This is a genomic window from Treponema sp. OMZ 838 (assembly GCF_000775995.1).
Lineage (GTDB): Bacteria > Spirochaetota > Spirochaetia > Treponematales > Treponemataceae > Treponema.
Map to the genome: position 1 here is coordinate 816845 of NZ_CP009227.1, position 13965 is coordinate 830809.

13 protein-coding genes are annotated in these 13965 nt (G+C 41.3%); 4 read left to right on the forward strand and 9 right to left on the reverse strand.

What is annotated here, in order from left to right:
• Positions 1 to 109: 109 nt before the first annotated feature.
• The 5 genes from QI63_RS03585 to QI63_RS03605 form a co-directional block, all read right to left on the reverse strand.
• The gene (locus QI63_RS03585; RefSeq protein WP_044013959.1) at positions 110 to 526 is read right to left on the reverse strand and encodes a YkvA family protein; all 417 of its coding nucleotides are present in this window, start codon (positions 524 to 526) and stop codon (positions 110 to 112) included.
• A gap of 135 nt (positions 527 to 661) precedes the next feature.
• Positions 662 to 2446, reverse strand: coding sequence for a hypothetical protein (locus QI63_RS03590; RefSeq protein ID WP_044013961.1), 1785 nt, complete (start codon positions 2444 to 2446; stop codon positions 662 to 664).
• Between the two features lie 413 nt (positions 2447 to 2859).
• The gene (locus QI63_RS03595; RefSeq protein WP_044013963.1) at positions 2860 to 3147 is read right to left on the reverse strand and encodes a hypothetical protein; all 288 of its coding nucleotides are present in this window, start codon (positions 3145 to 3147) and stop codon (positions 2860 to 2862) included.
• A 406-nt stretch (positions 3148 to 3553) separates the two neighbouring features.
• Positions 3554 to 4006, reverse strand: a complete 453-nt coding sequence (locus tag QI63_RS03600; RefSeq protein WP_235619767.1) for a hypothetical protein — start codon at positions 4004 to 4006, stop codon at positions 3554 to 3556.
• On the reverse strand, positions 3993 to 4457 hold the full coding sequence (locus QI63_RS03605) for a DUF3990 domain-containing protein (RefSeq protein WP_044013968.1): 465 nt from the start codon (positions 4455 to 4457) through the stop codon (positions 3993 to 3995). The genes QI63_RS03600 and QI63_RS03605 overlap by 14 nt, the downstream gene beginning before the upstream one ends.
• A gap of 402 nt (positions 4458 to 4859) precedes the next feature.
• Between QI63_RS03605 and QI63_RS03615 the strand changes: the two genes are divergently transcribed.
• Positions 4860 to 5084, forward strand: coding sequence for a YdbC family protein (locus QI63_RS03615; RefSeq protein WP_044013972.1), 225 nt, complete (start codon positions 4860 to 4862; stop codon positions 5082 to 5084).
• A gap of 75 nt (positions 5085 to 5159) precedes the next feature.
• Here QI63_RS03615 and QI63_RS03620 read toward each other — a convergent pair whose 3' ends face one another.
• Positions 5160 to 6869, reverse strand: a complete 1710-nt coding sequence (locus QI63_RS03620; RefSeq protein ID WP_044013974.1) for a methyl-accepting chemotaxis protein — start codon at positions 6867 to 6869, stop codon at positions 5160 to 5162.
• 409 nt (positions 6870 to 7278) lie between these two features.
• Between QI63_RS03620 and QI63_RS03625 the strand changes: the two genes are divergently transcribed.
• The 3 genes from QI63_RS03625 to ispF are packed head-to-tail and all read left to right on the forward strand — an operon-like array spanning position 7279 to position 9035.
• The gene (locus QI63_RS03625; protein WP_044013976.1) at positions 7279 to 7875 is read left to right on the forward strand and encodes a CarD family transcriptional regulator; all 597 of its coding nucleotides are present in this window, start codon (positions 7279 to 7281) and stop codon (positions 7873 to 7875) included.
• Complete coding sequence (locus QI63_RS03630; RefSeq protein WP_044013979.1) at positions 7862 to 8551, forward strand: IspD/TarI family cytidylyltransferase; 690 nt, start codon at positions 7862 to 7864, stop codon at positions 8549 to 8551. Before QI63_RS03625 ends, QI63_RS03630 begins: the two co-directional genes overlap by 14 nt.
• 10 nt (positions 8552 to 8561) lie before the next feature.
• Positions 8562 to 9035 (forward strand): 2-C-methyl-D-erythritol 2,4-cyclodiphosphate synthase, encoded by a 474-nt coding sequence (gene ispF, locus QI63_RS03635; RefSeq protein ID WP_044013981.1) that lies wholly within the window; start codon positions 8562 to 8564, stop codon positions 9033 to 9035.
• A gap of 34 nt (positions 9036 to 9069) precedes the next feature.
• On the opposite strand, the gene QI63_RS03640 is transcribed toward ispF, so the two are convergent.
• The 3 genes from QI63_RS03640 to QI63_RS03650 all read right to left on the reverse strand — a co-directional run bounded on the left by QI63_RS03640 (position 9070) and on the right by QI63_RS03650 (position 13959).
• A complete protein-coding gene (locus QI63_RS03640) occupies positions 9070 to 12267 on the reverse strand; it encodes a SpiroCoCo family coiled-coil protein (protein ID WP_235619768.1) in 3198 nt (1065 codons plus the stop codon).
• A 144-nt stretch (positions 12268 to 12411) separates the two neighbouring features.
• Complete coding sequence (locus QI63_RS03645) at positions 12412 to 13110, reverse strand: HAD family hydrolase (protein ID WP_044013985.1); 699 nt, start codon at positions 13108 to 13110, stop codon at positions 12412 to 12414.
• Between the two features lie 108 nt (positions 13111 to 13218).
• Complete coding sequence (locus QI63_RS03650) at positions 13219 to 13959, reverse strand: head GIN domain-containing protein (RefSeq protein WP_044013987.1); 741 nt, start codon at positions 13957 to 13959, stop codon at positions 13219 to 13221.
• Positions 13960 to 13965 lie beyond the last annotated feature (6 nt).

Sequence of the window (13965 nt, forward strand, 5' to 3'; positions counted from 1 at the left end):
CACATGCTTTTGCGATGGACTGCTCTTACATGCAGGTCCGTACTTTGTCCAAAGTTTTAAACTTGAGTTTGCAGTACATTCTTGTCCACAAAAACGGCATACCATATATTTATTCTCCTATTACTTTTAATGCTTTCTCCGCATCTATTTCTTTGTCTAACTCATCAAGCGAAAAATCACTATACGCTGCCACAGCTGTAACTACGCCTGCCACACTTGCAAGATCGTCACCGTAACCGACTACCGGCATTATATCAGGGATTAAATCGAGCGGTAAAAGAATATAACCGATTGCACCGAATACAAGTGCTTTTAAATGTATCGGCATTGCAGGATTATCCAGTGTCGAAAGTAATTTACCAAGTGAACTCACAATAGCACCGGCTGTCCCTGCGATTACTTTCGGTTTATCGCGGGTTGATTTACGTAGTTTTTTCAGTAATTTTAACGCCAGGTTCTTATCAAAGTGCTTTTGATACGTGTCTACCAACTCTTCTTCACTTACTCTTTTTTCTTCCTCGGGCATACGGGGCTCCTTTTATAAAACAGTATTTTAATTTCTAAGTCATGTCTGTGTTCTAAATATTTCCCAAATATTAAAATCAAATTTTATGAATCGTACTCAAAATACGATTCTGTCATACCTATATACAATCTAGGACTAAAAATCGTTAAGAGCATTTAATGCAGCATTTTGCTTTGCTTTTATTTCTTCTTGTTTTTTTCGTTTTTCAGTTTCTTCTTTCGCACGCCTAAGTTCTTCTTCTCTCCGGCGAGCCTCATCTTCTTTCTGGCGGGCTTCCTTTTCTGCTTTTCGATGCTCTTCCAGAAGCCGTTCCTGTTCAGCCTCTTTTTCTAATCTTTTTGCTTCAATTATTTCTTGTTTTTTTTGTTCCTCTGGTGAAAGTGTATAAGGACGCTCAATAAAAGAAAATAAATGCTTAGCAATTTCTTTTTTACCAAGTCGTGATAATAATTTTTCAAGGCCAGTATTTCTTTCGCTGTAAGATGTGCTTCCTGCTATACCTAGCGTAAATGTCAAAAGATTTGCATTTCCTGCATCAGAAGGAGCCAGTACTTCTTCACATTTTAATTCCATTTCACCATTTTTAAATTCCAATCTTAAAAAGCCACAAGGTGTACTTAATCTATCCCAATCTTCTACGTCAAAACAGAAAAGTAAATATGCGTCTTTATTATTTTTATCCGAATAATATCGAACAAAATAATCTGTCATCTCACTTGTACATAAGCGTGCATCGAAATCTTGGTCATAGTATGTATATTTTATCTCATTTACTTTTGTTCCAACTTCAAGCACTACTTTATCTGTTGTATACTGTATTATTTCCATTGTTTTTGCAAGAAGTTTTTTTTGCAGTCTTACATTCTCTGTTTTGTATCGATTAAGCCTTAATTCTTCTGAAACATAATCTATGCTATTCTTAAATTTCTCCGGATCAATAATCAGATTTTCGGTTTTAAAAAGTTTATCCCATTTTTCTAAAAGGCTAAAGAGAATATCTTTTTCTTTAGAAACTTCTGTTTTTATATTTTTGCCGGTTACTAAAGAAATTATATTATTAAATATATCAGCGAGATTTTTCTCTGCATTTGAAGTTTCAAAAACGACCTCTTTATTTTTATTATATAGTATTATATTTCGAGAAAAAATTCTTTTCCCCTCCTCATCTTTTTTTTCCTTTTCAAAATATAAAGCATTTGAAAGATCTTCATACTTAACTTTATTTACTGTATCTGATTTTTTGCAATATAGAACATCATTTGTAAAATAAAGTTTTTCACCGGAATAGTCCTTATAAATTGCAGCAAAACTAGGTTTCATCTCATCTTTTGCAAAATGAATAATAAAAGAATTAATTTCTTCATCGGTTCTATCCGGCACTAACTTCCAAGATTCTTTATTATCACTAGTGTTTGTTTTGATTATATCCGTAATTTTACTTACATTCTGATAGTTTTTACAAGTGATTGAAGAAGGCATATTTTTTTTAGATTCGGAAACAGCTTTATTTAGGAATGTTGCAATTTTTTTTGTAGCGTAATTGCCTTTCAAATTTTCTTGTTTTCCTCCCGCTCTTTTTATGATAATAAAACCTTCAACCTTGTTCTTTCCAAACAAAGATTTTTTATCTTCTTCATGATATGAGATGGATAAGATTTCTGAAAATTTTATTCCTTCTTTTACTTTTTCCATATATAACTTTTCATGTGTTAATAAAAAACGGCTTGCTAACAATATTGAAAGCAAACCCTTTGCTGTAGCCTTTCCTATACAGAGGACAGATATAGGCTCTTCTTGCGGCGCGAGATTGTTTAAATCTGATTCCCATTTATCCTCATCTAAATCCGGTGCAAATATGCAATACTCCATTTCCGGTGCGATTGACTCATAAATTTCCTTTAAGGATTCTATATATGACATAGTTAAACATCTCCTGTATACTATTGTTTTATAACCTTTAGCAAAAATTCATATATACTAATCAGAATATCTGCCTAGGGGCTTGTCTCCTAACATAAAAGTCAAAAAATGAAGTTAAACCTTGATTCGATGACTTCATAATTTATAAACTAAGGTTTATTTCAATATTCAATTTAATACTCAGAATTTATAGAGCCCCTATCATTCAAATTTCCCGTGAGCTTTTGAAGTGTAACCCTATTTTCTGCCTTTGGATATTCTATTAAATTCAGTTTCCTCATAGTAATTCACCCATACAGGCATCCTGTATCACCGCTTATTTCATTGATATACGGTGCCTCCACTAAAATAGAAACACCGATTTTCTTTATACGGTTCTTGTCGATACCCTACGACCGACAAGAACGCTGCTTTTACCTATCAGAGGGATTCTTCTCTACACTTAAAATCTCTGTGATAGTAAAAGCGCTGTTATCAGATTTTTCCATACGCACATCCATGGTTCGATTTTCAAAGTTATAGCCAAACTTATGCATTTTGTTTATGGTTGGTAAATCTCTTATCATATAGACATCCTGTTCTCCAAAGTTATGGGTTCGGGAGTGAACATTTGCCTTAAAATGATATTCTCCTGCTCCATGTATGCCCAATTCTCCATTGGATAAAACTTTTGTTATGACAATACAGTATTGATCACCCATTTTTCATACCTCCTTAGGGTTTATCCTATTTACCGTTAAAAGGGTAAGTATATAAAAAACGCACAAGACAATACAAAACAGCTGTCTTATGCGCTTATCATCAATGAGAATAGAATAAAAATATAAAAGATTTCGACTTAGCTTATTACTTGTGCCATTACGACGTAGGGGGGGGGGGGGGTAGTTATGGAAGAAACTCTACCCATTAGAGCCGTCTTTGGTTTTACGGATAACACACCTGCTGCAAACATATTGAGCCAGTAATTATTAAAGTACGGCTGTGAAGAAAATATATCTGATACGATAGCAGAATTCCTTACCATGGTAATTAATAGGGTAACACGGGAAATAAGCGGTGTCAAGCAAAAAAATTCAGAATCATCACACTTTAAAAATATCAACTTTCTTATTCCATCGGCGCACCCTCTTTCCATGATTCAAAAATATACTCACGGGATTGATAGAAAAAATCCGTGTTATAATTTGAAATTGCCCCGTCAATCCATGACGAATAAACAGAGACCAATGTATCCACAATAAGATCAATAGATTCGTTCTCTGCACAAATATCTTCAATAAGGCGTTCGTATACTGCGCCGATTGTCCAATAATCCGGAACTTCATAACGGCACCGTAAAATATTATCAAAATCTCCGGATGTTATATTATAAATGGATATAACTTCATCGGCAATTTTTTCAATCGGTTCGCAATGAAGTGTGTCTGCATCTTTATAAAGTCTTTTTATATTGTTTTTCCCAAGTTGATTTACCAGTTTTGACCGCTCAATTTTGCAAAGGCGGCCGATATATTCCAACAGACTGCACACATAAAATAACGAACTATTATTTTTCATCATACACCTCGTAAGCCGTCTTGAAAGTCAATGTCTCCAATGCTCGCGCTGTATGAAAACTTATCTGATGGGTAGGCTTTTTGAACTTTGCAAGTTCCCAAAATGCAGATCGGGAGATTTTACCATCAATGAAATCCTGAATATAATTGAAGATAGTATCGTTCGCCATAGGGCCTTCCACTATGTCATAATCATGAGATTTCCCACTCCGGCAATCAATGATAAAATCAAGCCATGCCTCTGTCATCTCCGGAAAGTTCAACATTTTGAGAGAGAAATTCTGAACATATTCATATTCGTTCACTATTCCTTTTCCGGAGAATCTCACTGCCCATCTTTTCGCCTGCTCGCTTATAAGCATACAATAAAAACCAAAGTAAAAGTCTTTACTATACCGAAGAATGCGAATTTCCGGGCTTTTTACAATTTCCCGACTTCCGTGATAAAGTATCATCTAATAGGTTCCTTTGGTAACTATTATAATTGAGATTTGTCTTTCTGAAAACATACTGTATTATCTGTAATTTGAACAACGGTTTGTTTGAACCGGGTGCGGCCTCTCGCCTGTACCGAAACTATTGATTGCATAAAAAAACCGCTCCAGGAGTATGCAAGATGGAGCGGTTTAAAAATAGAGTATAAATCATTCACACTTATCAATACTTTTTACGAACGCCTTTGACTTATAACGACCTCCTTACAAGGAACTTCTTGTATGATTATATGTTAGCAAAAGATTACATTTATGTCAAGCAGTTATAACAAAAAAGTAAAATAATTTCAGTTTTCCAAAAACGATTTCAATTCGCTAGCCCTATCGATGAGATTATGCTATAACACATATATGGAGGGAATTATGGCAGATGAATTCAGCTATGAAATTACACAAAAACATGGAATTCTTTCTACTTCAAAAAGCGGATGGACGATGGAATTAAACTCGGTGGCATGGAACGGGCGCAGCCCCAAATACGACCTCCGCAGTTGGTCTCCCGACCACGAAAAAATGGGAAAAGGGGTTACGCTCACTACGGAAGAACTGACCGTGCTTAAAACGCTATTGAACGGTATGCAGCTGTAACATCTTCCCTATAAAGAACCTCAAAAGCGAGCGGAGCTTTCAGAGGTTCTCCCGACTCAACAATCTCAAAAACATCTATTCTAAGGTAGAAAAGTGCATTAAAGCCGTTTTTGCATCGTCGCCGGTTTTTTCAATCATTGATGAAAAGTCAACCAGCGAGGTATAAATAGCGTCCGTTTGCAAGTGGATTTTTTCAAAAGATTGGTCAAGTTCATCACTGGTGGCTCCAATGCCCGTAATGACGGTTACTACTTGTTTTATGGTTCCGCCGATATCGTGAGAGCTTTCCAATGCGGCAGCCGCAAGCCGGCTCAGTTCTTCCGCAACAACGGCAAAGCCTTTACCGGCATCACCGGCATGCGCAGCTTCAATCGCTGCATTCATACTGAGCATCTTTGTTTGTTCTGCAATACTTTCGATAATTTCAGACATTTCTTGAATTTTTGAAACGTTTTGGATGATAAACTGCAGATGCTCATGGGTTGTTTTGAACAGCTGATGGCCGGTTTTAAATGTTTCCACCAACTTTTTTGCCGTTTCGGAATCAGTACGGTGATTTTCAGCGGTTTGCTGTACCGAAGAAAGAATTTCTTTCATCTGAGCTGCCGAATGATGATATCCATCGCGCGCTTTCTCTGCTGTCACTTGCATCGTTTTATATGTTGCTTGCAGATCGGTATGCTTCTTTTCCAGTGAATCATAGCTGCGTTGAAGATCGGTAAGATTTTGTTCCAGCTGAGTATTGCGCTCAAGAAGAGCTGCTTGTTTTTCAGCAAAAGCGCTATTCTTTATATCGGACTGCGTACTGCCAGTAAAGCGGCTTTCCATATCAGTGCGATTTTTTGTTCCCCACGATGCTGCCGCACCCTCCGATTCTGCAAAAGCTCCTGCTTCGCGGTTGCCGAACGTGAAACGTGCCGGTTGCATTGCCCCTTCCGATTGAGGCGAGCGGAAAGACGCTGCACCGGAAGCAAGCCGCCGCTGCGATGCAGTATCAGGCGATCCGTAGGTTTTCAAAGCACCTCCCTCATCGATTATTTCCACATCCGTTTCACGGGTATATAAGCTCTTACTATCCGCCTTATTTTGTATCCCAGTCGAATCGGTCGGCAATCTTTGCTCGGAAATACCGGTTTTCGGCCCCGCTTTCAGCACAATCCGCTTTTTTGCATTACGGGCAAGCAGGATGGTATAAATAGTTTGTACCAATGCCCATGTAACAAAAAGACCTAACAGCCATGTTACCGAAATCAATATCCCCGAAAGAATTGCTGCCTGTTTCCGATACCGGCCGGCGGCGCTCTCTAATGCACCGGATACCGCATCAAATTCATTAACATGAGTACTGATCAGTTTTTCAATTGTTTCTAACTTCTTTTCATCAAACGGTTTCGGCTTTGCCGCACCCAGTTGGTTATAATCATTAATCAGCGTGGTAAATTCCGCATTTATTGAGCAAGCAGAAGTAAAATACCTCGAAAGGCTGCTCCGCAATGCAGCATCCTTTTCCGTGTATTTCTCTGCGGTATACTCCACGGCAACTAACGTCGACTCGTACTTACTTAAAGCACCAATGACAGAAGAAGGGATATGTACACCGGCAACACCGTAACGGTAAACAGTACCGCGTACATAAAGCATATTACGTTCGTAACCTGCCAGTTGTACAATCTGACGTTCAAGCGTATCAGCCGGTTTTGAAATTTGCAGGAAAATTCCGGCTGCGATAAGCAATAGCAACACCAGTATGCCCGATAATATCCCGATTTTCAGTTTTATGTTCATAGCAGTAAGCCTCAGTATAAGTATCGGACAATAATCACCGATAGATTAAAATACAATCTGATGCGTTTACCTTCCTTGCTGTGCAAAATTTTAAATAAAATTTTGCACAATTTCTTTGCGAAGAAGGGCAAACGCATCAGACAAATAAATAAGAATCGCAGAAGAATAGAGGTTGGACGACCATTTGAACCGCGAAGAGGTTCAACTCTGGGCGGACAGCCTCTATTCTTCTGCGGGTAACACGAACATTGTACTTCCTTGTACACTGTTCGTGTCAAGTTTTTCTAACGAAAAACTTGTTGCTGATTAGCACCGCCGCCGTCCGTGGCGGATATGAAAAACTGGCCTGATGCGTTTACCCTACAGAGTCCTTTGACCAAAGCCTTTTTTTGTGCTATAACACCAGCATATGACTGAATGTTCATTTACAGTGAAAGAACGGGTTGTATATCCCGGTCAAGGTGTCGGAGAAATCGTCGAAATCAGCGAAAAAAAATTCAAAGATGAAATGCTGACGTATTACGTCATTTACTTTGATGAATCCGACATGACGGTTCTTGTGCCTGCGCTCAAAGCGACTGAGTTAGGTATTAGAACGATCGTTTCTGCCGATGAAGCACAGGCTGCACTGGCATTTTTATCCGAAAAGTTTGACCCCATTCCCAGTGATTGGAAGATGCGGTATCAAATGAACCTCGATTTATTCAAAACGGGGAGCATTTTAGACAATGCGTCCATCGTCCGCTCACTTTACCACCGCAGTAAAATAAAAGAACTTCCTATCCAAGAGCGTAAATTATACGATTCTGCATATCGCATTTTTTACGATGAACTTTCCTATGCACTGCAAAAACCGAAATCGGAAATTGAAGCGATGATTCATTCATATCTGGAGGTTTTAAGTAAAAACGCTCCAGTCGAAAAACAGGATCAAGTTGATACTGATATATTTGACGACGGTATGAATGATATAGACGACGAAGACGATTTCGATGACGACGAATAATGCCGTTCTAATTACAGCTGCCGGAAGTTCCCAACGCTTTGGAGAGAAAAAAGAGTTTCTCCCTCTCCATCACGATACGCATACATCGGTACTGTCCGCCTGTCTTTACGCTTTTGTATCGGCAGGCTGCTTTAGGCGTTATGTCATAACCGTGCCGCAGGGCAAAGTTGAAGCAGCCTATTCGCTGTTGAGTGCCGATACACGGCTTTCCTCTTTTGTTGATGCACATCGAGATAGTCTCCATATCGTTGAAGGGGGAGCAAGCCGGCAGGAGTCGGTGTACAAGGGGCTGTTAGCGCTTGCAGATAAAAACATAACCTTTATACTGGTACACGATGGAGCGCGGCCGTGGGTTTCCAGCGAAGTGATTACTTCGGTATTAACGGCAACCGAACAATACGGAGCGGCAGTTCCTGCCATATCCGTAACGGATACGCAAAAAGAAGTAGACGAAACAGGAAAGATTATCCGGCACCTTAAAAGAGACCGGCTTGCCGCCGTACAAACACCGCAAGGTTTCCGCTTTGAACCGTTGCTCTACGCCCACCGCCAAGCCTGCAATGACGGCAACATCTACACGGACGACAGCGAAATCTACGCACGATATTGCGGAACTGTTTACATCTGCCCCGGATCGCGGGAAAACAAAAAAATCACTTATCGAGAAGACCTTTAAGGAAGACACTATGATACGAATTGGCTTAGGTTATGATCTCCACACCCTTGTAGAAGGCAGGCCATTAATCTTAGGCGGGGTTCATATTCCTTTTGAAAAAGGAGAAGCGGGGCATTCAGACGGAGATGTGCTACTCCATGCTCTTGCGGATTCCCTACTCGGAGCCGCTTGTCTTGGCGACATCGGCGAGCTTTTCCCGCCGAATGATCCGCAGTGGAAGAATGCCGACTCCCGGATGCTCCTAAAAACAGTGTGGGAACGGGTACGGGCAGCAGGCTGGCAGCTTGAAAACGCCGATTGCGTTATTGCGATCCAAAAGCCGAAAATTCTGCCGTACCGCGAGGCAATCCGCCGGTCTATTGCGGAAATTCTATCGGTAGAAATCGATCAGATCTTTGTCAAAGCAAAAACCGGTGAGGGGGTCGGCGTTATCGGCAGCGGTACAGCCGCCGCCGTGTGGTGCACTTGTCTTCTTTCGCGGTAAACACGCTCTCGCACCATCACGTTTAGGCGTCAGCTTATTTCTCAGCAAGCTCTAGGATGAGCTGTACCTCTCCTTGCGATAGATTGAGGGCATTGGCAATAGCGTCCTGCGTCCATCCGCTTCTAAAGAGCTTCAACACATTCTCACGAGTACCCACTGCTGTTGAGCCTTCCGTCTTGTTGACCGGCTTTTCAGTTTTAACCAAATCCGCAAGCAGCTTCAGCTGGTTTTCCGAATTTTTCGATATATCTTGTAAGCGAGTCTCGGTGCCGGCAAGCCATTCGCGGGCATTGTGCAGTTTTTCAATACGCCCCTCAAGCTCTCCAAGCAATTCATCGATGGTATCAAGCTGCTCCCGCGCCTTCTCCGCTTTTTCCTGATTGGAAATAAGATATTCCATCTTTTCTTGAATATCTTGCAATTCCGGCGGAATGGTGTAGAGCTTACTCTGTACCGACTTAATATCTTTTTCAACCGTCTTTAAATCTTCAAAGGCGGCATCAATACTCTGCACTGTTTGGTCGAGCACAGTACCTTTTTTCTCCAACCGGTCATAGCGGGTATTCACATCGGCAATGCTTTCTTCGATACGCCGAATTTGCACCTGATAGCGCTGTAATTCATCATCAGCCGAAGCGAGCTCAACAAGTTTTTTATCCATCGATTCGGAAAGCACCGTCAGTTTTGCAAAGTCATTTTCCAAAATTTCAATGTTTTTACGTTCACCCATAAATCGGGCGATTTTTTGTGTCGCTTCCTCTTCGAGATGGGTTACCTTTTCGTATTTCAAATTCAGGTCATCCATTGTATTGCGGTAGATTTCAAAACGGGTAACTTCCGCTTTCAGCTTTTCGATATTCTGTTCCAAGTCGGCCTTCAATTCGTCCGCACGGTCAAACACGCGTGTCTGCGTAATAAAGGCATTTTGCCGCTTATCGATTTCTTCAACGGTTTCGGTCAGCTGATCGGAATCGCGCCGTATCTTTTCGAATAAATCATGCTGCGTTTCTTCCACTTCGCTGCGAAGACCGTGTACCAGCTCCCGTATGTTGTCAAGCGAATGATTTGCTTCCCCCGTCGCGTTGTTGATCCGTTTATCCAGCTCGTTCGTAACCTGTTCGGCATCACGCGTAAAGGCTTCGGTAACGCTGCGCACCTGTGCAGAAAATTCTTCTTCGGCACTCTGCACCTTTGCATTAAGATCATTGATTCTCTGCTGCATCAGTTTAAGCGCTTCATCGCTTTTCACGCTGAAATCTTTATAGTACGAGGTGTATTTTGAGCCGATGCCTTCGATAGCCCGTTCCGTCGATGCGGTAAAATTCGCAACCTTTTCGTCTACCGTAGCCCGCATCTCTGCCAACTGTTGGTCGATGCGAGCCTTCCATGTTTCAAAATCGGTTTTAGCCGCATCAAGCTGTCCGCCTGATTCTTGCTTAACCGTATCAAGCCAATTCTTTACCTCTTTTGTAGCATTTTCAACTTCAACACTCTGCTGCCGCATCGATTCCTGCAGTTCAAGCTTGAGACCGGAAAGCTCATTGCGCATATATGTTTGAGCTTTTTCCTTTGTCTGATCCATCATATTTTTAAACTGAGTGTTATAGGCGAGCAGCGCTTCATCGCTTGCCGTAATACGCTTGGCAATTCCCTCTTCGATTGCGGCAATATCTTCTTTGAATTTGGCAAAGTGTCCCTTGTATTCCTCTGCCGTCTGCGCAAGCCGTGCTTTTAAATCCTGTTTATACGCATCTTCCAAATCTTTACGCGCGGACTCGCTTTCCGACCCCATCAGCGCAAGCCGTTCGGTAACATCGTTCCGTAGTTTTTGGATATCTCCGCTGAGCGCATCGCTGCGGCGGGTCAATTCGCTTGAAAAATCGGTTTCAAAGAGACGCAGTTTTTCAGAAAGCGCGGCTTGAGATTCTTCACGCAGCACGTTCAGCTGTTCGGTTATCTCCTGAAGTCTACCGGCAAGCGCATTCGCCCGTTCGGAAAAATGTTTTTCGAAGCCGTTGTATTTTTCCTGCATGGTATAGGTATGTTTTCCGAAGTCCTGCAAAAGCCGGTCTTTTACCGATTCTTGTGCCTTTTCCATTTCGGCAGAAAGCTTATCGATACCGGCAATGGACTTATCAAATTTTTCGTAATAGTAGGTTGCTTGTTTTTTATATTCGGCAAACTTTGTATCTGCCGACTGAGAAAGCGCGGTAATACTTTGAGCAGCCTTTGCAGCGGTCTTTTCGAGGCGGGCATTTAATCCCGTTTCAAACTCGGTAAGGCGCGAATCAAGCTGCCGGTTCGTATTCTGCATATCCGCCTCGGTTTTTTCCAATCCTTTTTCAAGATTTGTGATACGTTGCGTAAATGCAATTTCCGTAGCGCTGAACTTTGAGTGCAATGCGCTTTCAAGCTTATCAGCTTCCTCTTGCCAATCCTGTTTAAACTTTTGGGCAAGCGCTTTATTTTCGGTCATACCGGCAGTGATCTCCGCTTCAAGCGCTGCAGAACGATCATCAAGCGCTGCCTTATACTGCTGCATCTGTAGTTCCATCTGGTTCTGTAGTTTAGCAAAAGATTCATCACCCAGGTTCTGCGCTTTTTTGCTCGCCTCCGTAAACGCCTTTTTATACAGGTCATTCAATTGGATTGAGGTTACCTCGAGCAATTCCGCACTTTTTTTCTCTGCGCTAGAAACCCTGTTTTCAAAAGCGCTAATGGTATTATTAAAACCCGCAGTAAGCTGTTCTTCAAGCATCTGTAGATGTTCACGATTCTGCTTATAAAAACTGTCCTGCATTTCGGGCATCAGTTTTGAAATATGGCTCAATTCGCTCCGTGCATCCGTAATTTTTTTTGCAAGTGAATCGACAAAGTCTGATTCCTGACTAACCCGCGCAAGATTTTTTTCTGCAAGGGCAGCCATATCCATAACGGTTTTAATAGTCTCTTCTGCTCCCGCAACATTTTTTTCTATTGCATCGATGGATGATGAACGGGCAGTCAACACATCGGATTTTTTCATAAAATCGTTATATATGGAATCGAGCCGGTTAACAGCCGCAATCGCCTGTGAAAGTTTTGCGTCAAGCTCGATCGCCGCATCACGCAAATTCTGCGTCCGTTCCTTAACAAACCCTTCTATTTCATCTTTAACACGGTCGCCGTATTTTTTTGCTTTTTCTATCGAACGGCTGTTTTTATCCATTTGCCGAAAAAAAAGAATCAGCATCAGAGAAAGCATAAGCGTTATCGCGGAGGCCAAAAGTTGCATTGACATTCTAAGTTCCACCCTTACTTAAAATAAATTCTGTTTTAATGAATAGATCGGACACATCTAAAAACAGCGGTTTTTAAAATTATCCTACCTATTATATTATAGCATATAGTTTAAGAATTGACGATAGTTTGAAAAGGAAATATCCGCATACGGCGGTTTTTTTCTCAAAAATGAAATAAGCGGATTTTGGATATAAGCGGTCTTCATACCGACTGAAGAAGCGCCTGCGACATCATACGCTTTACTGTTCCCGACATACAGTATCCGTTCGCACGGCGTATTCAAGGCTTCGGCAAGTTTAAGAAAAGGAATACGGGAAGGTTTAAGAGCGCCGAGCGCTTCGGAATCCAGTGCAACATCGCAGAGCGGAAGAATGTCCCATACGGAACCTTTCTGTTCGGGCGGAAAATCCGATAGAATACCGATTTTAAACCCCGCCTCTTTTAATCGTATGATCGCTTCTTTTACAAAAGGATACGGACGAATACGCACAAATTTCTTTTTCCACCCCTTATATATTTCTCTGTCTAAAAAATCGCCTACTTCTTGCGGGGAGATATTAAGATGAGTTGCCAACAGTTCATTTTGCACATTGAAAAAATCCAGCAGCACTTTATCCGGATCAGATGAACTGTATCCGTGTAAAATATGGCGGACTTTTCCAAAAGCTTTCATAAAACGGATATGACGGATAAAAAACGGAACGGCACGTAACGTCAGCTTCCATGCGGGATAGAGCGTGCCGTCTATATCGAATGCAATAGCGTCAATGCCGGGGATTTTGCTTACAATCATTTTTTTATTATACCGTACCGATTACACCCTGTCCATTCATAAAAAAGAACGTGTGTGAGTCTCAGTTGTTTTCATTTCAGTCTCTTTTTCGCCCTTTTGCTGCGAACCCTATAGAGGATATATGCTGCCCGAACCGGATATTCGGCGGTCAATCATAAGAGGATTGCCTTTATAACCGACCGAACCTGAACCGCTGATATCGGCTCGTAAAAACATCGTAACCCATACTTTTGCAGAACCGGAGCCGGAAATGGAAATATCGGCATCTTCGGTTTCCAGACGAGTAGTTTTTATATTGCCGGAACCGGAAATACTGCCCTCTAAACTTTGAGCTTTCCCTGTTGCTCCAAAAGAACCCGAACCGGATATGTTCAGCTTTAATTTTTTTACGGTAATATCGCGTGCAACAACATCACCGGATCCGGAAACAACTACCGACATCGTACGTCCAGGCATATTGAATGATGAAACGGTACCGGTAAGCGAACCGGAGGCTGTTAATTGTATTAAGACCGGCATGGTAATAATAGCTTTGCAGTTCGAGCACCCGATAACATATCCGTGCTGAAAGCCGATATGCAAGATATTATTAGAAACATCTACATATAAATAGTTGAAGAGATTTTCATCAGCATCAATGGTAACGGAAAAAGTTTCACTCTGTCGTATATCGACCGTCCAATCGCCACTGATGGAAACGGAATCAAAATTACTTCGAGAAAAGCTTTCCGTTTTCAACGTTCCATTTCCACGGACACGACCATTAACTACGATAAAGCAGCTGCTGGCGGTAAACAGAAGCAATGCGGTAAGGGCAATGCATACAATACTGATTTTTATTTTATTCATAAAAAA